General features: G+C 62.3%; 24 protein-coding genes. 10 read left to right on the top strand and 14 right to left on the bottom strand.

Annotated features, from left to right (window positions below; translation table 11 throughout):
• The first annotated feature begins 89 nt into the window (after positions 1 to 89).
• The 5 genes from LB554_RS13345 to LB554_RS13365 all read left to right on the top strand — a co-directional run bounded on the left by LB554_RS13345 (position 90) and on the right by LB554_RS13365 (position 6,296).
• A complete protein-coding gene (locus tag LB554_RS13345; RefSeq protein WP_224584994.1) occupies positions 90 to 2,651 on the top strand; it encodes an FAD-dependent oxidoreductase in 2,562 nt (853 codons plus the stop codon).
• Between the two features lie 94 nt (positions 2,652 to 2,745).
• Entirely contained in the window at positions 2,746 to 3,594 is an 849-nt protein-coding gene (locus tag LB554_RS13350) for a DUF1194 domain-containing protein (protein ID WP_224584996.1), read from the top strand.
• 115 nt (positions 3,595 to 3,709) lie between these two features.
• Complete coding sequence (locus LB554_RS13355) at positions 3,710 to 4,660, top strand: ABC transporter substrate-binding protein (RefSeq protein ID WP_140661046.1); 951 nt, start codon at positions 3,710 to 3,712, stop codon at positions 4,658 to 4,660.
• A gap of 68 nt (positions 4,661 to 4,728) precedes the next feature.
• Positions 4,729 to 5,502 (top strand): ABC transporter permease, encoded by a 774-nt coding sequence (locus LB554_RS13360; protein WP_015317412.1) that lies wholly within the window; start codon positions 4,729 to 4,731, stop codon positions 5,500 to 5,502.
• Complete coding sequence (locus tag LB554_RS13365; RefSeq protein ID WP_140822054.1) at positions 5,499 to 6,296, top strand: ABC transporter ATP-binding protein; 798 nt, start codon at positions 5,499 to 5,501, stop codon at positions 6,294 to 6,296. The genes LB554_RS13360 and LB554_RS13365 overlap by 4 nt, the downstream gene beginning before the upstream one ends.
• A 6-nt stretch (positions 6,297 to 6,302) precedes the next feature.
• Here LB554_RS13365 and LB554_RS13370 read toward each other — a convergent pair whose 3' ends face one another.
• The 3 genes from LB554_RS13370 to LB554_RS13375 all read right to left on the bottom strand — a co-directional run bounded on the left by LB554_RS13370 (position 6,303) and on the right by LB554_RS13375 (position 8,416).
• A complete protein-coding gene (locus LB554_RS13370; protein ID WP_263485819.1) occupies positions 6,303 to 7,241 on the bottom strand; it encodes a GlxA family transcriptional regulator in 939 nt (312 codons plus the stop codon).
• Positions 7,242 to 7,644: 403 nt separating this feature from the next.
• Entirely contained in the window at positions 7,645 to 7,779 is a 135-nt protein-coding gene (locus LB554_RS29435) for a hypothetical protein (protein ID WP_013894968.1), read from the bottom strand.
• A 451-nt stretch (positions 7,780 to 8,230) separates the two neighbouring features.
• On the bottom strand, positions 8,231 to 8,416 hold the full coding sequence (locus tag LB554_RS13375) for a hypothetical protein (protein ID WP_023769849.1): 186 nt from the start codon (positions 8,414 to 8,416) through the stop codon (positions 8,231 to 8,233).
• A 219-nt stretch (positions 8,417 to 8,635) separates the two neighbouring features.
• Here LB554_RS13375 and LB554_RS13380 point away from each other — a divergent pair, with 219 nt between their 5' ends.
• On the top strand, positions 8,636 to 9,535 hold the full coding sequence (locus LB554_RS13380) for a LysR substrate-binding domain-containing protein (RefSeq protein WP_015317416.1): 900 nt from the start codon (positions 8,636 to 8,638) through the stop codon (positions 9,533 to 9,535).
• A gap of 21 nt (positions 9,536 to 9,556) precedes the next feature.
• Here LB554_RS13380 and LB554_RS13385 read toward each other — a convergent pair whose 3' ends face one another.
• The 9 genes from LB554_RS13385 to LB554_RS13425 all read right to left on the bottom strand — a co-directional run bounded on the left by LB554_RS13385 (position 9,557) and on the right by LB554_RS13425 (position 17,976).
• Entirely contained in the window at positions 9,557 to 10,567 is a 1,011-nt protein-coding gene (locus LB554_RS13385; RefSeq protein WP_224585159.1) for an alpha/beta hydrolase, read from the bottom strand.
• A 229-nt stretch (positions 10,568 to 10,796) separates the two neighbouring features.
• On the bottom strand, positions 10,797 to 10,982 hold the full coding sequence (locus tag LB554_RS13390; RefSeq protein WP_015317418.1) for a hypothetical protein: 186 nt from the start codon (positions 10,980 to 10,982) through the stop codon (positions 10,797 to 10,799).
• 177 nt (positions 10,983 to 11,159) lie between these two features.
• On the bottom strand, positions 11,160 to 13,289 hold the full coding sequence (locus LB554_RS13395) for an ASKHA domain-containing protein (protein WP_140661049.1): 2,130 nt from the start codon (positions 13,287 to 13,289) through the stop codon (positions 11,160 to 11,162).
• Positions 13,240 to 14,214, bottom strand: a complete 975-nt coding sequence (locus LB554_RS13400; protein WP_140723911.1) for a methyltetrahydrofolate cobalamin methyltransferase — start codon at positions 14,212 to 14,214, stop codon at positions 13,240 to 13,242. The genes LB554_RS13395 and LB554_RS13400 overlap by 50 nt, the downstream gene beginning before the upstream one ends.
• An 81-nt stretch (positions 14,215 to 14,295) precedes the next feature.
• Positions 14,296 to 15,387, bottom strand: a complete 1,092-nt coding sequence (locus LB554_RS13405) for a methylenetetrahydrofolate reductase (protein WP_015317421.1) — start codon at positions 15,385 to 15,387, stop codon at positions 14,296 to 14,298.
• Positions 15,384 to 15,998 (bottom strand): methylenetetrahydrofolate reductase C-terminal domain-containing protein, encoded by a 615-nt coding sequence (locus LB554_RS13410; protein ID WP_015317422.1) that lies wholly within the window; start codon positions 15,996 to 15,998, stop codon positions 15,384 to 15,386. The genes LB554_RS13405 and LB554_RS13410 overlap by 4 nt, the downstream gene beginning before the upstream one ends.
• A complete protein-coding gene (locus LB554_RS13415) occupies positions 15,991 to 16,293 on the bottom strand; it encodes a virulence factor (protein WP_015317423.1) in 303 nt (100 codons plus the stop codon). Before LB554_RS13415 ends, LB554_RS13410 begins: the two co-directional genes overlap by 8 nt.
• Positions 16,294 to 16,495: 202 nt before the next feature.
• On the bottom strand, positions 16,496 to 17,278 hold the full coding sequence (locus LB554_RS13420) for a formyl transferase (protein ID WP_140873533.1): 783 nt from the start codon (positions 17,276 to 17,278) through the stop codon (positions 16,496 to 16,498).
• Between the two features lie 122 nt (positions 17,279 to 17,400).
• Complete coding sequence (locus tag LB554_RS13425; protein WP_224584999.1) at positions 17,401 to 17,976, bottom strand: DUF4893 domain-containing protein; 576 nt, start codon at positions 17,974 to 17,976, stop codon at positions 17,401 to 17,403.
• Between the two features lie 120 nt (positions 17,977 to 18,096).
• On the opposite strand from LB554_RS13425, the gene LB554_RS29590 reads away from it, so the two are divergent.
• Both LB554_RS29590 and LB554_RS29595 read left to right on the top strand, forming a co-directional pair.
• Positions 18,097 to 18,492, top strand: coding sequence for an NAD-dependent epimerase/dehydratase family protein (locus tag LB554_RS29590; RefSeq protein ID WP_411962626.1), 396 nt, complete (start codon positions 18,097 to 18,099; stop codon positions 18,490 to 18,492).
• 8 nt (positions 18,493 to 18,500) lie between these two features.
• Complete coding sequence (locus LB554_RS29595) at positions 18,501 to 19,016, top strand: NAD-dependent epimerase/dehydratase family protein (protein WP_411962627.1); 516 nt, start codon at positions 18,501 to 18,503, stop codon at positions 19,014 to 19,016.
• A 5-nt stretch (positions 19,017 to 19,021) separates the two neighbouring features.
• Here LB554_RS29595 and LB554_RS13435 read toward each other — a convergent pair whose 3' ends face one another.
• Positions 19,022 to 19,651 carry a DUF1638 domain-containing protein gene (locus LB554_RS13435; RefSeq protein WP_224585000.1) on the bottom strand — a complete coding sequence of 210 codons (630 nt, stop codon included), beginning with the start codon at positions 19,649 to 19,651 and terminating at the stop codon, positions 19,022 to 19,024.
• Positions 19,652 to 19,706: 55 nt separating this feature from the next.
• Here LB554_RS13435 and LB554_RS13440 point away from each other — a divergent pair, with 55 nt between their 5' ends.
• On the top strand, positions 19,707 to 19,844 hold the full coding sequence (locus tag LB554_RS13440) for an entericidin A/B family lipoprotein (RefSeq protein ID WP_015317428.1): 138 nt from the start codon (positions 19,707 to 19,709) through the stop codon (positions 19,842 to 19,844).
• A 79-nt stretch (positions 19,845 to 19,923) separates the two neighbouring features.
• Here the strand turns inward: LB554_RS13440 and LB554_RS13445 are convergent, their stop codons facing one another.
• Positions 19,924 to 20,622: a corrinoid protein gene (locus tag LB554_RS13445; protein WP_224585002.1), complete on the bottom strand. Its 699-nt coding sequence runs from the start codon at positions 20,620 to 20,622 to the stop codon at positions 19,924 to 19,926.
• 288 nt (positions 20,623 to 20,910) lie between these two features.
• Between LB554_RS13445 and LB554_RS13450 the strand changes: the two genes are divergently transcribed.
• Positions 20,911 to 22,485 carry a trimethylamine methyltransferase family protein gene (locus LB554_RS13450; RefSeq protein ID WP_140615930.1) on the top strand — a complete coding sequence of 525 codons (1,575 nt, stop codon included), beginning with the start codon at positions 20,911 to 20,913 and terminating at the stop codon, positions 22,483 to 22,485.
• Positions 22,486 to 22,509: the final 24 nt, after the last annotated feature.

A 22,509-nucleotide genomic window follows, 5' to 3' on the forward strand; every position in this document is an offset into this window, starting at 1 on the left:
GCGGTAGCGCCGTCCCCGTCGCCTGCATATTGTGCGCCGATCAGACGGGCGCCGACGCCGCCCGCAACAGCATTCTGGAGTCGCGGGCAATGGCAGAGTTTCCGAAAAAGGCGAAGGTCGTCATCATTGGCCTCGGCGGCATTGTCGGCGCATCGATCGCCCATCATCTGATCGAGCGCGGCTGGAACGACATTGTCGGCATCGACAAATCAGGCATCCCGACCGATATCGGCTCGACCGCGCACGCTTCCGACTTTTGCTACACCACCAGCCACGATTTCCTGTCGTGCTGGACGACGCTCTATTCCATCGATTTCTACGAGAAGATGGGTCACTACGCGCGCGTCGGCGGCCTCGAGGTCGCCCGTGTCGGCGACGACGGCCGCATGGATGAGATCAAGCGAAAGATCGCCTCGGCCAAGGCGTTCGGCACACGCGCTCGCCTGATCGACCCCGTCGAGATCAAGAAAAAATTCCCGTTGATCGAACAGGATCTGGTGCAGGGCGGCCTGTGGGATCCGGATGCCGGCCTCGTTATTCCGCGCTCGCAGACCGTTGCCGGCAAGCTGGTCGACCAGGCGGAAGCGTCCGGCAAGCTCAAATCCTTCGCCAACACGCCGGCGAAGTCGCTCGTGGTCAAGGACGGCCGCATCAGTGCCGTGGTGACCGACCGCGGCACGATCGAGGCCGACTATGTCATCGTCTGCGCCGGCATCTGGGGCCGGCTGATCGCCGAGATGGTCGGCGAAGACCTGCCGGTCATGCCGATCGACCATCCGCTGACCTTCTTCGGCCCCTATACCGAGTTCGCCGGCACCGGCAAGGAGATCGGTTGGCCTCTGCTGCGCGATCAGGGCAACTCGGCCTATATGCGCGACACCGGCGACCCCAAGACCGCCGAGGGCGGCCAGATCGAATGGGGTTACTACGAAGAGACCAATCCGCGCCTCTGCCATCCGCGCGACCTGCTGGAGAAGGACCAGGCACGACTGTCGCCGTCGCAGCGCGATCTCGACATGGAGCAGATCCTGGCGCCGCTCGAACGCGCCATGGAACTGACGCCGATCCTGGGCGAACTCGGCTATAACGAAAGCCATTCCTTCAACGGCCTGCTGCAGGTGACGGCCGATGGCGGCCCGTCCATGGGCGAGAGCCAGAAGGTGAGGGGCCTGTGGTACGCCGTCGCCATCTGGGTCAAGGACGGCCCTGGCATGGGCAAGCTGATCGCCGACTGGATGACGGATGGCCGCACCGCGATCGACCACCACGCCATCGACTATGCGCGCTTCTATCCGCACCAGACCAAGGAACAATTCATCTGGGATCGCTGCACCGAGACGGCGATGAAGGTCTACAACCCGGCGGTGCATCCGCGCGAACCCTTCTCCAAGGCCCGCAACATCAGGCGCTCGCCGTTCTGGGAGCGTGAAAAGGAACTCGGCGGTTATTTCATGGAGCTGGGCGGCTGGGAGCGTGCGCACGGCTATGCCGCCAACGAGCATCTGCTTGAGAAGTATGGAAACCGCGTGCCGGTGCGCGAGAACGAATGGGACAACCGCCATTTCTGGCGCGTCTCCAACGCCGAGCATCTGGCGATGAGCGAGGATTGCGGTATCGTCAACCTCTCGCATTTCTCGATGTATGACATCGAAGGACCCGACCATGTCGCGCTGCTGGAATGGCTGTGCGCGGCCAAGATCGGCGGTGACAACAACATCGGCAAGGGCATCTACACCCACTTCCTCGATGAGCAAGGCATGGTGCGCGCCGACTTCACGGTGATCCGCATGGCCGACCGCTGTCGGCTGATCGACGGCGCCGACGCCGGGCCGCGCGACTACCAGTACATGCGCCGCACGGCCCAGGACAAAGGGTTCGACGTCACCATCACCGACGTGACCGAGAAGTACGTCACCATCGGCATCTGGGGGCCGAATGCCCGCACGACGTTGCAAAAGGTGGTCGAGAACCCGGATGGGCTTTCGCCGGAGAATTTTCCGTTCGCGGCGATCAAGCCGGTCCGGATCGGCGGCAAGGACGTTACGGCGTTCCGTATTTCCTATGTCGGCGAGCAGGGCTGGGAACTGCATATGCGCTACGAGGATGGTCTCGCCGTCTGGGACGCGCTGCGCTCGACCGGTGTCATGCCATTCGGCGTCGAGACCTACGCCAATACGCGCCGCATGGAGAAGAGCCTGCGGCTGCAGAACGCCGACCTCTTGACCGAGTATAATCTGCTGGAAGCCGATCTCGCCCGCCCGAAGGTCAAGGAGAACGATTTCTGCGGCAAGGCCAAGCACTTGGAGTATCGTGAGCGCGCGCACCAGCCGGCGATGCTATGCACGCTGGTGATGACCGAGAACAAGGATTCCAGAGGTGTCGCCCGCTATCCGGTCGGCACCATGCCGGTTATGGACCCGGCAACCGGCGAGACGCTGGTCGACGAACTCGGCCGCCGGTCGTTCACCACCTCGGTGGCCTATGGTCCGACCATCGGCAAGAACATCGCGCTCGCCTATCTGCCCTGGGCCTATGCCCAGGAGGGCCGCAGGCTCAAGGTCGAGTATTTCGGCGAGACCTATCCGGTCGAGGTCGCCAGTGTCGGCTACAAGCCGCTTTACGACCCTGAGAATCTCAAGCCGCGGAGCTGAGCCTTCGCCAAGAATTTCGCGCGTGTTCGGATGAGCCCGGCCCAGGTCGGGCTTTTCTCTTTTTCAGCTGTCGATTCTGGCTTACCCTCGCGGCATGTCTGGTTTTGGCACTGCAAGACATCTGCTTTCGAGCGTCGTCGCGCTGGCGCTGACGCTCTGGCCGACGACAATGTCTCGCGCAGACGAGCCGGTCGATGTCGAACTGGTGCTGGCGGTGGACGTGTCGCTGTCGATGTCGGCCGACGAGCTCGAGATCCAGCGTCATGGCTACGCGGCGGCGCTGACGCACGACAATGTGCTGCAGGCGATTACCGATGGCGCCTATGGCAAGATCGCCGTCACCTATGTCGAATGGGCCGGCACCAACTGGCAACGCGTCATCGTGCCGTGGACAGCGATCGCGACCCGGGCCGATGCGGAGCGGGTGGTGGCGCAATTGTCGGCTCAGCCGCCCAACAGCGCGCGGCGCACCTCGATCTCCGGCGCGCTGGAGTTCGGCAGCGACCTTTTCGCCGAAAGCGGCTACCAGGGAACCAAGCGCGTCATTGACATTTCGGGCGACGGGCCAAACAACCAGGGCGCGCCGGTCAATCTCGCCCGCGACGGGGTGGTCAGGCAAGGCATAGTCATCAACGGCCTGCCGCTGATGACCCGAGGCGGCTTTTCCGGCGTCTATGACGTCAACGATCTCGATCGCTACTACAGCGACTGCGTCATCGGCGGTCCCGGCGCCTTCATGATCCCGGTCAACGACTGGACGCAATTTCCCGAAGCCATCCGCCGCAAGCTGGTGCTGGAGCTTGCCGGCCCGGCGTCACGGCAATGGGCGGCGGCGGAGGCGGATCATCCGCCAGTGGTGCTGGCGCAGGACAAGCCCATCGCCGACTGCCAGGTCGGCGAGAAAATGTGGCGCAACCGCAACTGGATGCCCGACGCCAGATAGCGCAATTCCAAAACCGGATTGCCGGCTGCTTTGCGCGCAAACACAGTCCTGTTGATTGACAAGCCCATCGGCCTCTGTGAACAATTTCCCGCAGAAAAACAAAAGGGGAACCGATATGAACAGAATAATCGTCCTTGCCGCGACATTGACACTTGCCGCGGGCTTGTCCGCGCCGGCGATGGCCGCCACATCGCTCACCATCGGCATCAGCGGATGGACCGGATTCGCGCCGCTGACACTTGCCAAGCAGGCAGGGCTGTTCGAGAAGCATGGGCTCGACGTGACCTTGAAGAAGGTGCCGCAGGCCAGCCGTCCGCTCGCCATCGCCAGCGGCGACCTGCAATGCGCCGCCACCACGGTCGAGACCTGGCTGGTCTGGAACGCCAGCGGGGTGACCACCAAGCAGATTTTTCAGCTCGACAAATCCTATGGCGCCGACGGCATTGTGGTGCGCAACGACATCAAGACGGTCGCCGATCTCAAGGGCAAGACCGTCGCTTCCTCGGCGCCTGGAACGTCGCCCTACTTCCTGCTGGCCTGGGTGCTGAACAAGAACGGCATGTCGACCAAGGATGTCACGGTCGTCAATCTCGAACCCGACGCGGCGGCGCAAGCCTTCCTCGCCGGCCAGAACGACGCGGCCGTCACCTACGAGCCCTTCATCTCGGCCGTGCGCGACAAGGCCGACCAGGGGCATATCCTGGCGACCACGCTCGACTATCCGATGGTCCTCGACACGGTCGGCTGCACGCCCGAATTCCTCAAGGCCAATCCCGACGCCGCCAAGGCGCTTGCCGACAGCTATTTCGACGCCCTCGACATGATCAAGAAGGAGCCGCAGAAATCCTACGAGATCATGGGCGCCGACGTGAAACAGTCGGCTAAGGAATTCGAGGATTCGGCAAAGTACCTGAAATGGGCCGACAAGGCCGAGAACAAACAGTTCTTCACCAAGGAATTCCAGGACTTTTCCAAGACCGCCGGCGATCTGCTGCTGCAGATGGGGCTGATCAAGGAGGCACCCGACGTCGCCACTCTGGCCGACACCAGCGCCGTGGCGAATTGACGGTTCAACCCCTGGGCACCGTGCGGTGGCGCAGAGCGCCGCCGCCTTGCCGCTGACAAAGGACGAAGATGCGCCCCTTGCATCCTGTCTCTCCGAGCCTGCGAACAGTGCTCGGTATCTCCTTCTTCGTGCTGTTCGTGGCCTTCTGGGCTTGGATCACGCTTGGCGGCCACGTCAACCGCATCTTCCTCGCCGATCCGCTGTCGATGCTGCGGGATGGCTGGCGGCTGCTGGTCGAGGATCGTTTCTGGCTCGACATACTGATCACCATCTGGCGGGTCTTCGGCGGCTTTGTACTGGCCTCGGTCGTCGCGGTGCCGCTCGGCATCGCCATGGGCGCCTGGAAGCCGGTGGAAGCGTTTCTGGAGCCCTTCGTCTCCTTCGCCCGCTATCTGCCGGCGTCGGCCTTCATTCCGCTGCTCATCCTTTGGGCCGGCATTGGCGAGCTGGAAAAACTGCTCGTCATCTTCGTCGGCTCGGTGTTCCAGATCATCCTGATCATTGCCGTCAAGGTTGGGGCCACGCGGCGCGATCTGGTCGAGGCCGCTTATACGCTGGGCTCGACCAACAATGGCATCGTCAGGCGGGTCATCATGCCGGCCAATGCGCCCGAGATCGCCGAGACGCTACGGCTGGTGCTCGGCTGGGCATGGACCTATGTCATCGTGGCCGAATTGATCGGCTCATCGTCGGGCATCGGTTACATGATCATCAACAGCCAGTCGCGGCTGGCGACCGGGCAGATCATCTTCGGCATCATCGTCATCGGCCTGATCGGGCTGTTGTCCGATTTTGCGTTCAAGGCGTTCAACCGCTGGCTCTTTCCATGGAGCCTGGCGTGAGCAAGCTTCTTATCGAGGGTGTCTCGCGAACCTTTGCCGGCGTGCGGGGTGGAGAACCCGTCAAGGCGCTGATGCCAATCGACCTGGCGGTGGCGGCCAACGACTTCATCACCGTTTTGGGACCGTCAGGTTGCGGAAAGTCGACACTGTTGAGGATCGTCGCCGGCTTGGAGGCGCCAAGCGAAGGCCGAGTTCTGCTAGACGGCAAGACGGTGACGCGGCCCGGGCCGGACCGCGGCATGGTCTTCCAGTCCTACACGCTGTTTCCATGGCTGACGGTCACCGAAAACATCGGCTTCGGCCTGCGCGAACGGGGGATGGCCGAAAAGGAGCTGGACGACATCGTCGCTTCCTATGTCGACCTCGTCGGGCTGAAGGGGTTCGAGAACCATTGGCCGAAACAGCTTTCAGGGGGCATGCAGCAGCGCACGGCGATTGCCCGGGCGCTGGCCAACGATCCCGAAATCCTGTTGCTGGACGAGCCGTTCGGGGCGCTGGACAACCAGACACGCGGGCTGATGCAGGAATTGCTGCTCGGCATATGGGAACGGCGCAAGAAAACGGTGCTGTTCGTCACCCACGACATTGAGGAGGCGATCTTCATGGCCTCGCGCGTGATCGTGATGACGGCGCGGCCCGGCCGCATCAAGTCGGATGTCGCCATCGACCTGCCGCATCCCAGGCACTACACGCTGAAGACCAGTCCCGAATTCTCGGCGTTGAAGGCGCGGCTGACCGAGGACATCCGCGTCGAGGCGATGCGGACGGTGCAAGTGCGGTCGGCCGAGACCTGATCGGGATCAGGCTGCCAGCAATTGCTTGCGGTCGACGCGTTCCTGCTGCGGCGAGCGGGCGTAGAGCTCGCGGTAGCATTTCGAGAAATGCGAGGCCGAGACGAAGCCGCAGGCGACCGCCACCTCGACCACCGGCAGCGACGATTGGATCAAGAGATGCCGGGCGCGGTCGAGGCGGATTTCGAGGTAGTAACGGGCAGGCGACCGTCCCATCTCGGTGCGGAACAGGCGCTCGATCTGGCGGCGCGACAGGTCGACATGGTCGGCGATCTCGATCAGCGACAGCGGCTCGGACAGATTGGCCTCCATCAGCTCGATGATGGTCAGTACTTTCGAGTTCTGCACGCCGAGGCGGGCGCGCAGCGGCAGGCGCTGGCGGTCGGTCGGACTGCGCACACGATCGGTCAGCACCTGCTCGCACACGCGGTTGACGAGGTTCTCGTCGAAATCGTCGCCGATCAGCTTCAGCATCATGTCGAGCGCGGCGGTGCCGCCGGCGCAGGTGTAGATGTTCTGGTCGATCTCGAACAGGTCGGCAAAGACATTGGCCTTCGGGAACGCTTCGGAAAAACCGGGCAGGTTTTCCCAATGGATGGCACAGCGCTTGTTGGACAGGAGCCCGGCGGCGGCGAGGATATGTGCACCGGTGCACAAGCCGCCGACGGCAACGCCGCGATTGTATTCCTCGCGCAACCAGGCAAAGGCCGACTTGTTCTGGTAGCGCTCGACATTGGTGCCACTGCAGACGATGGCCATGTTGGGGCGATCCGGCCCCGCCATCTTCTTGCGTTCCTCCTCGAGCGAGGTGTTGACCGCACACTCGACGCCGTTCGAGGCGCGCACCGGCTTGCCGTCGATGCTGGCGAGGCGCCAGCGATAGGCCTCGTAGCCGAGCATCCGATTGGCGGAGCGTAGCGGGTCGAGTGCTGTCGCAAAAGCGATCATGGTGAAATCGGGAACAAGGAAGAATACAAACGATCGCTTGACCGGATGCTTTACGGCGTTCACGGGAACCTCACGCAGCCATGACGCGAACAGGATGTCGCGAATAGCATAGCGTCATCAGGAAAAACCATTCCTGTCAATCGTCTAGATGGCTTTGGCAAGATTAAATTTGCGACATGGGTCGCAAATGGGCAATCGCCGCGCGGTGCTGCTCGAACCAGGCCACCGTCAGGTTGTGAAAGGCGATGGAAGCGCAACAAAATAAACGCCGCCTCGGCGGACCGAGGCGGCGGCAGTCAACCCTGAAGCCGCGGCAGGGGCGCGGCCCTGGAGGTGTCTTGTATTTTTCGATTTCTATGCAGTTCCGGCCGGGAAAATACGGTTTTCCTGGAACCGCGCTCGTTCAGGCGACGAAGCCGAGACGTGCCGCGGCCATGGCGCCGGTCTGGCCGGGCATGGTGTTGGCAAGACGCTGACGCTCGAGAGCGGTGGTCAGGTTCATTTCGCGGCGGGCGAAGAGGCGGGCAAAAAGCTTCATGATCATCTCCAATCGGTTGCTCGCGCATTGGCCCGAAAATCGAATTGATTTTCGGAAAGCACGATGCGCAGACTCAAAGTGTTAGAGCGTACTTTGTGCGTCCAATAGGACGCACGTCGCTCTAAACGGGTCGCCTTCGCTTGATGGAGTGGGGCAGCTCGTTTGCTGACGGTGATATAGGCTTGTGTGAGCAGGAACTAAATCGCAAAAGCGAAGCGCTTGATATGAAAAGCGACACCGGATGCGACATATTTTGGCAAGCTACGAGCAATATGCCTAGGATTTATGAATATTTACAAAGAGTTAATCAAAAAATCGAGCTGCTATGCGGCTTGCTCATATGCGCCATGCAGCGGCGGCATGGCTCATGAATTCGTTTGAATACAAATAAAATAGAGAAGGCCTGCCGGGCGGGCTGCGCGGCAGGCCTTCAGCACGGGGTACACACGATTTACTTTGCTCCAGCCCAGGATCCGACGCCGCTGCGAATGCCGGTCTTGGCGTCGGAAGCTTCCGGCCAGCCGATATCCTTCTGCAGCTCGATCGGCAGTGAACGGATGGCGCGTTCGGTCTGGTAGCGGGCGCGGGCCGCGTTGAATTCGGTCGCGATGCGGCCGAGGGACGATAGGATAGACATTTCGATCTCCTTTGCTACGGCACGGCAGGCGCCGGCAATGCGTTACGTCAGGTCTGTTTCAGCTTCATTTCACGTCGAATGCAGGTCTGCGCCGTGGTCGTTTCGTGGCCGCTTTTGGCAGCATGCTGCTTCGATGGAGTTGACTATGCTCCCGGTCTGATGTTCAATCAAACGAAATGGAATGATGTTTTGTATCAGAAAAATTGAAGGTCGATCGTCATGAACGCCCCACTCAATCACCCGCTGCCGCTGCTCGACCTCGACGTTTTGCGCACCTTCGTGGCGATTGCCGAGACCGGCAGCTTCACCACCGCGGCCAATGCGGTGTTTCGGACGCCGTCGGCCGTCTCCATGCAGATCAAGAAGCTGGAGGATATTCTCGGCCGCTCGGTGTTCGCGCGCGACGCGCGTTCGGTGACGCTGACCACGGACGGCGAAATGCTGCTCGGCTATGCCCGGCGGCTTTTGTCGATCAACCGCGAGGTGGTGTCGAAGTTCATCATCCCCGATATTGTCGGGGTGGTGCGGCTCGGCTCACCTGACGACTATGGCGAGCGCGTGCTGCCGCATGTGTTGAAGCGTTTCGCGCAGTCGCATCCCTCGATCGCCGTCGACGTCACCATCGACCAGAGCAGCAATCTGCGCCGGCGCATGGATGACCGGGCGCTCGACATCACGCTGTTGACCAATTCGTACAAGACCAGCGCGCTCGGTGCCGAGGTGCTGTTGACCGAGCCGATCGTGTGGGCCGGCGCCAAGGGCGGCTGCGCGCATCTGCGCGAACCGCTGCCGGTTTCGCTTTGGGAAGAGGGCTGTGCCTGGCGGGCCGGCGCGCTCGAGGCATTGGGCCGCGAGGGCCGCAACTATCGCGTCGCTTATATGAGTGCCCATACCGCAGGCCAGCGCGCCGCGATCATGGCCGACCTCGCGGTCGCGCCGCTGCCGAGATCGTTCCTGGGCAACGACATGGTCGAACTCTGCCCTAAGGACGGAATGCCCGATATCGGCACTTACAATCTTGCCATGGTGGTGGCGCCGGACGCCAGCGCGCCGGTCAAGGCCGTCGCCGACCACATCCGCGCGACCTTCGAAGTGTTCAGGGAAACCGGCAAGTTCTGATCGATGTCGTGGGGCCGAGTTTCAATGCTCGGCGATCTCGTCACGTTCGCCGAGCCGATTGATCGTCTGGCCGAAATGGTTGGTGTGCTGGGATGAAGCTTTGGTCGACGACTTGACCGTTTCCCTTTCAGCCCGAGTGTAGGTGTCGTCCGTGAGAAACGCGACGATGTGCTGACGCGCGCGCCGCGCTTCCGGCATGTCAATCAGCGGCCAGACGTGGAACATGCCTTCCTCGTAGATCAGATCCACCTCGACACCGGCGGCGCTGGCTTTTTGTGCAAAGATGAGATTGTCGGGCGTGAGAAGATCGCGGGAGCCCGTCAGGAGCAGTGTCTTCGGCAATACCGACAGATCGCCATAGACCGGGCTGATACGCCAGTCTGTCGGATCCAATCCGGCACTATAGAGCCGGATTGCCTCACGCCCGCCGGCGATGCCCAACCATGGATCATTCCGCTCCGCCTCAAACACTTCGGGGTTCGCGAGCGAGACGTCGAGGCCGGGTGAAATCAGCACATGGCGCGACGGCACCGGCAAACCCTCGTCCGCCGCCATCATGGTCAGCACCACGGCCATGTTGCCGCCGGCGGAATCGCCCATGAAGACGATATCTTCCGCCTCTGTCTCATCGAGCATCTGGCGGTAGACAGCGCCGACCATGCCGAACATGGCGTGGAAATCGTGTTCCGGGGCGATAGGGTAGATCGGCACGGTGATGCCGTAGCCCAGCCGGTCGGCCATGTCGGCGATCAGATACCAGTGATAGGGCGTGATCTCAAAGACATAAGCGCCGCCATGCAGGTAGAGTATCCGCTTGTGCTCTCCGGCCTTGGGGGCGATTTCGTAGACCGGAAAACCGTCCACGCTGCGCGTCTGGATTTCGAAACGCTGATGCAGCGCGGCCGGCGGATGATGATCCTCCGTCTTGCGCGCGGCGGCGATCCAGCGCTGCAGGTTTTCCGGGCTGGAAAAGGCTTGCTTGCGGCTGTGCCTGAGCACGAAGGACACAACGTGGCTTTTCAAACTTGGCATGCGAATACACGAACTTCGGCTGCAGCCGACTAAGAGAACTCCCCCTTGTAACGAAGATCGTGCCTTGGCCGAGAATGTCAAGATTTACGGCGTGCCCACACGCTGGTGTGATCCGCGCGTCGTCGGCGCCGCGGCAAAAGTGCCGTGCGCAATCGGTTGCTAGTGGCCATCGGGGATGTGTGGGATCCCCGGTGGACGCCGAGCAATTTGTATTTGTCGGCGAACGTCGTCACCGCGTGGAGCCTAGCAGCAGCGAGGCGAGTGTGGCCTGCGGATCGTTCGGCGGCGATGCCGGCCAGCCGATGTCCTTCTGGACATGCGCCGGCAAGCTGTTCAGCGCGCGGATCGATTTGTTCCTGGCGTGGGCTTGCCTGATGGCCACACCCAAGCGGCCGAAATTTTCGAACATCGTCATTGTCATCTCCCTTGAAGAACGGCGATGGCCAAGGACTGTCCTCAGCCGCCGTTCGATGTGCGGGTAAATGCGCTGTGCATGTATCTGCTGGATTTCGCGAAAACAGTGTTTCGGTTTCCGGATCGGACGATCCGGAAACGTTTGCATACAAATAAATCGAGGGAGTGGCCGGCGCGTCTATTCGCGGCTGCGCCGAGCAGCATGGCCTTCGCGGGAGCGCCGGCGCGGTGCTGCATCTCCGGCGATGCCATCCTCGCTCACCGTCTTGCGCGGCGGCAGCTTCACCGCCGCCGCCAGTTTCGGGAATGGGTCGACCTTGTTGGGCAGCGCCATGGCGTAGACGAAGTGCTCCTGGAATTTCGGCTCGAGCGCCGTCTCGATCTTTTCGATCTGGCTCACCGTCTCCTCGATCTCGCGGCGATAGCCGCGATTGAGCAGCGCCATGCGAGCACCCGCGCCGGCGGCGTTGCCCACGGCCGAGACCTTGTCGAGGTCGCAATCGGGGATGAGACCTAGCACCATGGCGTATTTCGGATCGATGAAGGAGCCGAAGGCACCGGCGAAGTGGATGCGGTCGACATGCTCGGTGTTCTGTTTTTCCATCAGCAGCTTGGTGCCGGCATAGAGCGCCGCCTTGGCCAACTGAATGGCACGCACGTCTGTCTGGGTGATGGTGATCTTGGGTTCGCCTTCCTTCAGCACGTAGGAGAAGGTGCGGCCGTTGGCGACGACGCGCGGCGAGCGCGCGGCAAGCGATCCGTCGACGACACCATCCTCGGAGATGATGCCGGCGAGATACATTTCGGCGACGATCTCGATGATGCCAGAGCCGCAAATGCCGGTGACGCCGGTCGCCTGCACGCTGTCGAGGAAGCCGGGCTCGTCGGACCACAGTTCCGAGCCGATGACGCGGTATTTCGGCTCCAGCGTGTCTGGATCGATGCGCACGCGCTCGATGGCGCCGGGCGCAGCCCGCTGGCCACCGGAGATTTCGGCGCCTTCGAAAGCCGGACCGGTAGGCGAGGAAGCAGCGACTACCCGTGTACGGTTTCCGAGTACGATCTCGGCATTGGTGCCGACGTCCACGATCAGCATCATCTCGTCCTGGCGGTGCGGGCCTTCGGACAGGGTCACGGCCGCCGCGTCGGCGCCGACATGACCGGCGATGCAAGGCAACATATAGAGCCGTGCGCCCTGGTTGAGCTTCAGCCCGATGTCGGAGGCCTTGATGCGAACGGCGCCCGAGACGGCAAGCGCGAAGGGCGCGCCACCGAGTTCGGTCGGATCGATGCCGAGGAACAGGTGATGCATGATCGGATTGCCGACGAAGACGGAATCCAGGATGTCGTTGCGCTGGACATTGCCTTCCGCGCAAACCTTATCGACGAGGCCGGAGATTGCCTCGCGGACAGCAACCGTCATGCCTTCGCGGCCATCCGGGTTCATCATCACATAGGAGACGCGGCTCATCAGATCCTCGCCGAAGCGGATCTGCGGGTTCGACGTTCCGGACGAGGCGGCGACGCGGCCCGACAGCAGCGACACCAGATGCATGGCGATGGTGGTCGAGCCGATGTCGCAGGCCAGGCCATAGGCCTCGTTCTTGAGGCCCGGCCACAGCGCGATGACGCGCGCTGTCTCGGTGTCCGTATCCTTGTAGATGGCGGCGGTCGCCGTCCAGTTGCCCTTGCGCAAAATACCTTGCACCTGCGGCAGCAGATAAAAATCGAAGTCCAGGCTTTTGAGGTTCCAGTCCTTCATCAGGGCGATCTTCAGGCGGTCGAGATCGCCAAGCGGCTTGTGCATGTCTGGTTCTTCGATCTCGACGTAGCACATGCGGATCGCGGAATCGCGGGCGATGACCCTGGTGTCGGCATCCTTGCGGATGGTCTGGGCGTTGATGACCGTGTCCTGCGGCACGTCAATGACGAGATCGCCGAGAATCTGGGCGGAGCAGGAGAGGCGGCGCCGTTCGGGCAGGCCGCGCACACGTTCATAGCGCTCTTCCTTAGGGCCTTTGGGTGATATGTGGTCGTTTGAGGAGGTGATCTTGTGCTTGGCGAAATTGCCTTCCTGCACCTCGATCTGGCAGCGTCCGCAAGTGGCGCGTCCGCCGCACACGCTCTCGACATAGACGCCGAGCTGGCGCGCGGCGTCGAGCACGGGCGTGCCGACAGGGAACCGCCCGCGCTTGCCTGACGGCATGAACAGCACGAGCGGATCGGTTATGTTTGCAGGCGAGTTCACGATTGCGCGCTTATCCCCGGCCCATGCGGGCTTCACGGCCACCGCGTCGGCGGCCGCCATTGCCGCCGCCTTCGCCCGGCGCGTTGACCGCTGTCGGCGCCGCCACCGCCTGGCCGCCTTCGGCCGGCTTATAATCCTTGTAGGTCTTGATCCATTTGGTACAGTTCTCGTCGGTGCCGTTCAGCACGTTGGCGCCGCGCACCGCTTCCATTTCCTGCGGGCGCACCGGGTTCATGATCGCCGAGGTCATGCCGGCGCCGATCACCATCGGGATGAAGGCGGCGTTGATGCCATGGCGGTGCGGCAGGCCGAAGGAGATGTTGGAGAGGCCGCAGGTGGTGTTGACCTTGAGCTCTTCGCGGAGCCGACGCAGCAGGGCGAACACCTGGCGGCCGGCATCGCCCAGCGCGCCGATCGGCATCACCAGCGGATCGACTACGACGTCATGCGCCGGGATGCCGAAATCGGCGCAGCGCTGCACGATCTTCTTGGCGACGGCAAAGCGCACGTCCGGATCCATCGAAATGCCGGTCTCGTCGTTGGAGATGGCGACGACCGGCACATTGTATTTCTTGATCAGCGGCAGGATGGCCTCGAGCTTTTCCTCCTCGCCGGTGACGGAATTGACCAACGGGCGGCCCTTGGCGACTTTCAGCGCGGCTTCGATCGCGGCGGTGACGGAACTGTCGATCGACAGCGGCAGATCGACCAGGCCCTGGACGATCTCCAGCGTCTGCACCAGAAGGCCAGGTTCGGTTTCGTTCGGGTTGACCGAGGTGACGCCGGCATTGACGTCGAGCATGGTGGCGCCGCAGGCGGCCTGCTCCAGCGCGTCCTTGATGACGGTCTCGAAATTGCCAACCACCATCTCGGCGGCGAGCTTCTTGCGGCCGGTCGGGTTGATGCGTTCGCCAATCACGCAGAAAGGCTGGTCGAAGCCGATGATGATTTCTCGTGTCGCCGAGGCGACGATGGTCCGGGTCATGAAATCTCTCCGTCGTGATATAAAGAGTTCTTTATATCGTTATCTCTTGTCGATCAAGCGAATGGTCGCTCTCCGCGGAAGTCAATGCGCGGTCTTCACCATGTCCACCTGGGTTTCGGTAATGTCGTCGTGCAGGATGCGGTCCAGCCGGTCGGCAACCATCTGGTCGTCGCGGCGGATCTCGCGTTTCCACGGCTGGCGGCCCTTCAGCACGCCCGATTCATCGACGATCTCGGCGACATATTCCTCCTGGCGATAGGCCATCACATGGATGCCGGAGACACCGGGAATTTCCTTCACCTCGTTGATGATGTCGGTGCAGAGCTGCTTGCCTTCCTTCTTCTGGTCCTGGGCGCCTTCCAGCCGCTTGATGATAGCGTCAGGGATATGGATGCCCGGCACGTTGGAGCGGATCCATTTTGCCGTCTTGGCGGAAGCGAGAGGGCCGACGCCACACAGGATGAACACTTTCTCGGTGTGGCCGAGATCACGTGCCTTCTGCATGAAGGTCTTGAACATCGGCACGTCGAAGCAATACTGCGTCTGCACGAACTGCGCGCCGGCGGCGATCTTCTTGCCGAGATGGATCGGGCGAAAGTCGAAAGGCGGCGCGAACGGATTGACGGCAGCGCCCAGGAACAGCTGCGGCGGCGTCGTCAGCTTGCGGCCGGACAGAAACTTGCCGTTGTCTCGCATGATGCGGCAGGTCTCCAACAGAGACATGGAATCGAGGTCGAACACCGGCTTGGCGCCCGGCTGGTCGCCGGCCTGCACGCCGTCGCCGGTCAGGCACAGCATGTTGGCGACGCCCATCGCGGCGCCGCCCAGCACGTCGCCCTGGATGGCGATGCGGTTCTTGTCGCGGCAGGCGATCTGCATGATCGGGGCGTAGCCCATGCGGGTCAGAAGCGCACAGATGCCGACCGACGACATATGGCAATTGGCGCCGGACGCATCGACGGCGTTGATGGCGTCGACCCAGCCGTCGAAGATCTTCGCACGGTTGTAGACATCCTCCGGATCGGCGCTGTCGGGCGGGTTCAGTTCGGTCGTCACCGCAAACTCGCCGCGCCTGAGCACGCGCTCCAGCCGGCCGCGCGAGGTGTGGCCGGGCAGGGGATCGAGCGGCAAATGGATGCCGGCCGGATTTTCGTCGAGCTGGCGGCCGGTCACGCGGAGGCTCCGGTCTTCGCGGCAGCGGCGGCTTCACGGGCTGCCGCAGCCTGCGCGGTCACCCGCAGCCAGGCAGAGGTTTCGCGCAACGACTGGTCGACCGGCTTCTGCACGGTGAGGATCCTGTCGGAGTTGACCATGTTCTGCGAACCTTCCCAGGCCTTGACCCAGACGCAGGGCATATCGGGTTCGACCTCGCAATTGCCGTTGGCGCGCACGCCGCCGCAAGGGCCGTTGCGCAACTGCTTGGGGCAGTTCATCGGGCAAGACATGCCGGTCGAGGACAGGATGCACTGACCGCACATGCGGCAGTCGAACATGAAGCCTTTTACGCGCTTTTCGACGAACTTGATTGGAGCCTCGACACGGCCATAGCCGATACCCTTCCACAAGGGGTGCAGCAGCAAGAAAGTGTCGGCGAAGCGGGCGTAGAACCATTCGAGCAAGCGCGAATGCCTGATCGACCACAGCCGTATCGCGAAGGAGCGCTGTACGCGCCGCTGCGGCGAGACATCGGCCGGCTTGTAGTCGGACTTCGGCGCCGCCTTCTTGACCTGAGTGGCCTGCGTAATGGCCACGCCTTCCTTGCTGACGGGAGTGGTTTCAGACATTTTCTTTGCCGCCGGCCTTGACCAGAGCGACCAGCCGCTCGCGGTCATATTTCGCGTCGATCTCGTTGAAGGCCTTTTCGACCTCGGCTTCGAGATCGTCACCGACCGGAACTGGATCAGCCTTGCGCCATTCGGCCAGATAGTCGTCCGTGCCGCCGGCGCCGGTGCGCATGGCGCACATGTCGATCGCCTCGGTGAAGCGCAACGGCAGTTCGCGCTTGGCGTTCTGCCGGCCCTTCTTGACGATGACCTGGGCAGGAATGTCGCGCCAGTAGACGACGATAAGATCGGCCATGAATTCTCGCTCCTCGATCCCCGAGCATTGCCGCAAGCGCAGTGGGCCCGCTTGTTATGGGACGACGCGCGCGCATTCAAAAGCGACGCATTTGGATGTCGTAAAATGAAAGGTGCGTTTATTCGTTTGCGACCCATTCCGCGACGGGGTCACTGCAGCGGTAATGGCGGCGGAATTTGCGCTGTTCCGGACACTGGATGCGTTACCAAATGCCGGTTCTCAGCCCTGTCCAGACGTAGAACCAGATCGTCGGGTGGTACCACTGCTTCGATGGCAGCCCTGGATCGAACGTTGCAAGTTTTCCGGCCAGCGCGTCGCTGACCGCCTCGACGCAGATGTCGCGCGAAAACGCCGCCTGGCGCAGCGCATAGCTTGAGATGGTGTCACCTTGTTTCGGCTTGCCGCGCACCTGCTTCAGCACGCCACCAGTGTCGACGCCCGCATCGACCAGATGGACGGTGGTGCCGAAATTCTGCGGATCGCCTGAGGTCAACGCCCAATAGCCGCCATTCATGCCGCGATATTTCGGGGTGATGCCGGCATGATAGTTGAGCACCGGACACGGCATTTTGGCCAGCATCTCCCTGGAAATCAGCCGGCAGCCGTTCAGCAGCACGACGCCGGGCTTGATCGTCTCGATTGCCTGCAGACATTCCGGCCCGTTGGCGGATGCCACATGGATGATGACCTGGCCTTGCCGCGGTTCCGTTTCAAGCTTCTCCTCGGCAATCAACCGGGCGGCGTGTTTGACATTAAGCCGTTTGCCGAGCCTGCTCAGCACCATCGTGCCGAGCTGGCCGATGGCAGAGATCCAGCCCTGGCGTCGGGCGCGGCCGCGCAGCAATTGCTTTTTAGATTCAGGGATTTCGAGGACGACGCTGACAGGGCCGACGCGGTCGGCGAGGTCGTTGATCATGGCCCAGACATGCGCGCCGCCACCGGTGACGACCACAATAGGTCGCGGATTTGGTTGCGACGCTGCCATTGATCTTTCCGTGCTCCAAGGACCGGCTGATGTGGCCGGACCTTAGGGCGGGCGGGTTAATCCTTGGTATGCCGGAAGCCTTACCAACCCATGAAGACCCCGGTCAGCGCATGAAGACTTGGTCAGCGCTTGAACTCCATGATGTCGAGCTTCGATTCATAGTAGGGCGCGGGGAACTCGATGCGCCATTCCTTGGCGCTGTTTCGGAAGGCGTAACCAACCTGGTCGGTCTGCGGGCCGCTGCCATAGGGCTTTGCCCGATCGTCGTTGACGGAGCCGGAGCCAAGATAGATCGAGCGCTTGTCGCCGTCGTCGAAGAAGCGGCCCTGGGTGCGCTGAGAACCGCTGATCTTTTCCAGCCGCCAGCCGGAGCCATCATCGGTGACCCTGCATTTGAACCAGCCATAGACAACGAGCGGGCTCAGTCCGCCGACCTTGATCGTGCGGCACCGCCAGTTGCCGGTGAGATCCTTGTCGGAGAAGGCGACCAGCGGCTTGGCCAACAGCGTGTCGAGCTGCTTGAGCTCGGCGGGGTTGGCCGCCTTTGCTTCGGCGAGCGCCGCCTTGCGGGTGTCGCCATATTTGTCGAGCCGCGCCTTATCGGCAGGCGTGATCAGTTTTTGCACTAGTCCGTCGGCAAGGGCGGGCAAAGTACAGCAGAGGAGACCAAGGGCGGCGATCAATGAGCGAAGGATCATCAAAGAATTCCCTGTTTTGTCTGGAACGGCGCTGCCGCCGCCTGGCGCATAACTTACCGGGTCGCTGGCGCCTGTCATCCGTGCTTAACAGCGTCTCGGTCAAAACTCATGGTGTGACGCATGCGAATCTTGCTTACGGGATCGTCGGGTTGGCTGGGCAGCGCGCTGGCGCCACTCCTGCGTGAGCTTGGACATGACGTGACCGGCCTCGATCCCGTTCCATCGGCCGAAACGCGGATCGTCGGTTCGATTGCCGACCGTGACCTCGTCATGCGTGCCGTCGGAGAAAACCGGATAGAGGCCATTATTCACAGCGGCGCGCTGCACAAGCCCAACATAGACAGCCACGCCAACAGCGATTTCATCGCGGCCAACGTGCAAGGCACGCTAAACCTGCTCGACGCGGCGGTGGCGGCCAATGTGCAACGCTTCGTCTTCACGTCAACGACCTCGCTGATGATCTCGCAGGCGATACGCGACGGCTCAAGGGCGGTGCGCGCAAGGCGGCGTGGCTGACGGAAGCGATGTCGCCCGAGCCGCGCAACATCTATGGCGTCACCAAGCTATCCGCCGAGCATCTCTGCCGTCTCTACCACCTCCAGCACGGCCTGCCGGTGGTGGTGCTGCGCACGGCACGTTTCTTCCCCGAGGCCGACGACATGGCGCATGCCATCGAGCAGTCGGACGCCAACACCAAGGCGAACGAACTGCTGTTTCGGCGGCTGATGGTGGAGGACGCGGCGCAGGCGCATGTCGCCGCCTTGGAGAAGGCACCGGAGCTCGGCTTCGACACCTTCATCATCTGTGCGCCGACGCCGTTCCAACCCGAAGATTGCGAGGCGTTGATCAGGGACGCGCCGTCCGTGGTGGCGCGGTATTTTCCTGAATTTCCCGCTCTCTACGCGAGGAAGGGCTGGACGATGTTTTCCTCGATCGACCGGATCTATGACGCGTCGCGGGCGAGGGACAGGCTGGGTTTTGCCTGCAGGACGAGCTTTGCCGACGTGCTGGCGGCGCTGGCAGCCGAAGACCCGGCCTGAAGCCGTCAGGCGTTCGCGGCCGCCCGCGCCAGGCCTGGCGTCAGGTCGCCAAAACCGGTGGAGCGGCGCTCATAGGCGAGGCCGAGCAGGGCGGCGGCCTTTTCCGCGACCTTGTCGAGCTCCGGATCATCGGTCTGCGCCAGATAGATCAGCTTCTCGTAATTGCCGAAATAGTCCTTGATCAGCTCCGGGTGCTTGTCCAGCCCGAGCGGCTTCATGAAGAAGGCATCGAACTGGCGGCACAGGAAGTCCGTCATGTAGAAGGACATCATGTCGTCGTCGGCGACCTTCGCATAGGCTTCCATGCCTTGATAGAACGCGAAGCAATGCGGGCCGGCCATGCGTTCGACGCCATGCTTCTCCAACACGCGGTCAAGCAGGCCGCCAGTGCCGCAATCGGCATAGCCGACGAAGATGTGTTCATAGCCTTCCGCTCTGGCCTTTTCGATCGCCTTGTCCATCGCCGGCGCGATGCGGTCCGGGTAGAAATGAAACTCGGACGGAAGGCACGTCAATTCGAGGTGATGGAGCCCGAGCTGTTCCTTGACGGCCAACACCTCGCGCGCAATCATCCCGCAGGCGATGACGAGCAGCCTGTCTGTCTGATTCGGTTTTGTTTTTTTCGTCTTGACCAAGTCGAGCCGGCTTTTCGCTGTGGGGCTAATTTATCTGTCGAGGGAGACACCGTCCATGAAACTGCTACGCATAGCGCCGATGGCTATCCTTGCCTGCGCTCTTGCACTTACGGCCTGCGCCAACACCGTTCGGGGTGTCGGCAAGGATGTCAAATCGACGGCGAGGGCGGTCAAGGACACCGTCGCCAATTGATCGGCGGTCGTCCCTCATCTGGGGACAAAAAAGCCGCGCTGCAAGGCGCGGCTTTTTTTCGTCGCCCTGATGCCTTGGATCAGGCCGAAGCACGCACGTTGTGCTTGCGCTTCATGAAATCCTTGGCGGTCTCGACCGCTACCGCCGCGTCGCGGCAATAAGCGTCGGCGCCGACGGCCTTGCCAAATTCCTCGTTGAGCGGCGCGCCGCCGACCAGCACGACGTAGTCGTCGCGAATGCCCTTTTCCTTCATCGTGTCGATGACGACCTTCATGTAGGGCATGGTGGTGGTGAGCAGTGCCGACATGCCGATGATGTCGGGCTGGTGCTTTTCGATCGCGTCGAGATACTTCTCGACCGCGTTGTTGATGCCGAGATCGATGACGTCGAAGCCAGCACCCTCCATCATCATGCCGACGAGGTTCTTGCCGATGTCGTGGATGTCGCCCTTGACGGTGCCGATCACCATCTTGCCCTGTTTCGGCGCGCCGGTGGCGGCGAGCAGCGGACGCAGGATGAACATGCCGGCCTTCATGGCGTTGGCGGACAACAGCACTTCCGGCACGAACAGGATGCCGTCGCGAAAATCCTCGCCGACGATACGCATGCCTTCGACCAGCGCCTCGGTAAGCACCTTGTAGGGCGCCCAGCCGCGCTCAAGGAGGATGTCGGTGCCTTCCTCGATCTCTTCCTTCAGCCCGTCGTAGAGATCGTCGTGCATCTGCTGCACCAGCTCGTCGTCGGAAAGCTCGGAAAGGATGATCTCGTCGTCGGACATTTTTATCCAGCTCCTCACGGCATCGCGACTGTGTCGCAAGGCACAAAATAATGGTGTTCATACCTAACCCGCAACGGGCGGGTATCCATAGCTGATTTGCGACTTCCCGCAAAAGGAAAGCGACTGGAAAATCTATCGGTTTTCTTGTCGATTTTGCGACAGGCGTTGGCGCGGACGGGCCGTTTCGAATAGGGTGCATGGCTACGATCCGGGCAAAGCCGCGTCATGCGGCCGCAACGGTTACGGACCAGCCATAGTCAGGCGGGCCATATTCAGGGAAGAGCGATCATGAGTGAACACGCGGCAGTCGACCAGGAAGCGTCAAACGCGCGGCGTGGGCGCGGCGCCAGCGGCGGAGCGGCGGCCAGGCGTGCGGCGCGCTCCGGAGGCGGCCCCGGGACCCAGCTCACCTACATCAAGCGCAAGATCAACGTCTACGAGGTGCTGAACGAGGAAGGCCTGGCGCTGATCGAGAAGAACACCGACACGGTGCTGGAAGAGATCGGCATCATTTTTCGCGATGACGCCGAAGCGCTGCAGCTCTGGAAAGAGGCCGGCGCCGACGTCAAGGGCGAGCGCGTGCATTTTCCCAAGGGGCTCTGCCGTTCGCTCTTGAAGACCGCGCCGCCCATCTACACCCAGCATGCCCGCAATTCGGAGCGCTCGGTGCAGATCGGTGGCAATGCGACCGTGTTCGCGCCGGTCTATGGTCCGCCCTTCGTGCGCGATCTCGACGGCGTCAGGCGCTACGCGACGATCGAGGATTTCCAGAACTTCGTGAAGCTCGCCTATATGGCGCCGTCGATCCACCATTCGGGCGGCACGGTGTGCGAGCCGGTCGACGTGCCGGTCAACAAGCGCCATCTCGACATGGTCTACGCGCACATCAAATATTCCGACAAGCCGTTCATGGGTTCGGTGACCGCACCGGAGCGCGCCGAGGACACGGTGGCGATGGCCAAGCTGGTGTTCGGCGACGACTTCGTCGAGAACAACACGGTGCTGACCAGCCTGATCAACGCCAACTCGCCGATGGTGTTCGACGAGACCATGCTTGGCGCCCTGAAGGTCTATTCGCGTCATAACCAGGCCTGCATCGTCACGCCGTTCATCCTGGCCGGCGCGATGAGCCCGGTGACGGTCGCCGGCACGCTGACGCAGGTCCTGGCCGAAGTGCTGGCCGGCGCCTCGTTCACGCAGCTGATCCGTCCGGGCGCGCCGGTGCTGTTCGGCACCTTCGCCTCGTCGATCTCGATGCAGTCGGGCGCGCCGACCTTCGGCACACCGGAGCCGTCGCTGGTCTCCTATGGCGCTGCCCAACTCGCCCGCCGGCTCGGCTTGCCGTTCCGTACCGGGGGCTCGCTCTGTGCTTCGAAAGTTCCGGACGCACAGGCAGCCTATGAGAGCGCCAACACGCTGAACTCGACCATTCTCGCCGGCACCAATTTCGTCCTGCATTCGGCAGGCTGGCTCGAAGGCGGGCTGGCCTCCTGCTACGAAAAATTCATGATGGATATCGACCAGCTCGGCATGACCCAGAAATTCTCCGAGGGCGTCGACCTGTCGGAAAACGGCCAGGCGATGGACGCCATCCGCCAGGTCGGCCCGGGCAGCCACTATCTCGGCTGCGACCATACCCAGGCCAATTTCCAGACCGCCTTCTACCGCTCGTCGATCGCCGACAACAACTCCTACGAGCAGTGGCTGGCCGAGGGCCAGAAGACCGCACCGCAGCGCGCCAACGATCTGGCGCGGCGCTGGCTGGAGGCTTACGAAGCGCCGCACCTTGATGAAGGCATCGATGAAGCCTTGAAGGATTTCATCGCCAAGAAGAAGGGGTCGATGCCCGACGCCTTCACCTGAAAGGAGCCCGAGTCAGGCGGGGCT

This window comes from Mesorhizobium sp. CO1-1-11, from assembly GCF_020164995.1.
Classification (GTDB): Bacteria; Pseudomonadota; Alphaproteobacteria; order Rhizobiales; family Rhizobiaceae; genus Mesorhizobium; species Mesorhizobium australicum.

Excerpts from the sequence above, each read along its gene's own strand:
- LB554_RS13345 (WP_224584994.1), top strand. The coding sequence starts at position 90 with ATGGCAGAGTTTCCGAAAAAGGCGAAGGTCGTCATCATTGGCCTCGGC.
- LB554_RS13350 (WP_224584996.1), top strand. The coding sequence starts at position 2,746 with ATGTCTGGTTTTGGCACTGCAAGACATCTGCTTTCGAGCGTCGTCGCG.
- LB554_RS13355 (WP_140661046.1), top strand. The coding sequence starts at position 3,710 with ATGAACAGAATAATCGTCCTTGCCGCGACATTGACACTTGCCGCGGGC.
- LB554_RS13360 (WP_015317412.1), top strand. The coding sequence starts at position 4,729 with ATGCGCCCCTTGCATCCTGTCTCTCCGAGCCTGCGAACAGTGCTCGGT.
- LB554_RS13370 (WP_263485819.1), bottom strand. The coding sequence starts at position 7,241 with ATGATCGCTTTTGCGACAGCACTCGACCCGCTACGCTCCGCCAATCGG.
- LB554_RS29435 (WP_013894968.1), bottom strand. The coding sequence starts at position 7,779 with ATGAAGCTTTTTGCCCGCCTCTTCGCCCGCCGCGAAATGAACCTGACC.
- LB554_RS13375 (WP_023769849.1), bottom strand. The coding sequence starts at position 8,416 with ATGTCTATCCTATCGTCCCTCGGCCGCATCGCGACCGAATTCAACGCG.
- LB554_RS13380 (WP_015317416.1), top strand. The coding sequence starts at position 8,636 with ATGAACGCCCCACTCAATCACCCGCTGCCGCTGCTCGACCTCGACGTT.
- LB554_RS13385 (WP_224585159.1), bottom strand. The coding sequence starts at position 10,567 with ATGCCAAGTTTGAAAAGCCACGTTGTGTCCTTCGTGCTCAGGCACAGC.
- LB554_RS13390 (WP_015317418.1), bottom strand. The coding sequence starts at position 10,982 with ATGACGATGTTCGAAAATTTCGGCCGCTTGGGTGTGGCCATCAGGCAA.
- LB554_RS13395 (WP_140661049.1), bottom strand. The coding sequence starts at position 13,289 with ATGGCGGCCGCCGACGCGGTGGCCGTGAAGCCCGCATGGGCCGGGGAT.
- LB554_RS13400 (WP_140723911.1), bottom strand. The coding sequence starts at position 14,214 with ATGACCCGGACCATCGTCGCCTCGGCGACACGAGAAATCATCATCGGC.
- LB554_RS13410 (WP_015317422.1), bottom strand. The coding sequence starts at position 15,998 with ATGTCTGAAACCACTCCCGTCAGCAAGGAAGGCGTGGCCATTACGCAG.
- LB554_RS13415 (WP_015317423.1), bottom strand. The coding sequence starts at position 16,293 with ATGGCCGATCTTATCGTCGTCTACTGGCGCGACATTCCTGCCCAGGTC.
- LB554_RS13420 (WP_140873533.1), bottom strand. The coding sequence starts at position 17,278 with ATGGCAGCGTCGCAACCAAATCCGCGACCTATTGTGGTCGTCACCGGT.
- LB554_RS13425 (WP_224584999.1), bottom strand. The coding sequence starts at position 17,976 with ATGATCCTTCGCTCATTGATCGCCGCCCTTGGTCTCCTCTGCTGTACT.
- LB554_RS29590 (WP_411962626.1), top strand. The coding sequence starts at position 18,097 with ATGCGAATCTTGCTTACGGGATCGTCGGGTTGGCTGGGCAGCGCGCTG.
- LB554_RS29595 (WP_411962627.1), top strand. The coding sequence starts at position 18,501 with ATGTCGCCCGAGCCGCGCAACATCTATGGCGTCACCAAGCTATCCGCC.
- LB554_RS13440 (WP_015317428.1), top strand. The coding sequence starts at position 19,707 with ATGAAACTGCTACGCATAGCGCCGATGGCTATCCTTGCCTGCGCTCTT.
- LB554_RS13445 (WP_224585002.1), bottom strand. The coding sequence starts at position 20,622 with ATGTCCGACGACGAGATCATCCTTTCCGAGCTTTCCGACGACGAGCTG.
- LB554_RS13450 (WP_140615930.1), top strand. The coding sequence starts at position 20,911 with ATGAGTGAACACGCGGCAGTCGACCAGGAAGCGTCAAACGCGCGGCGT.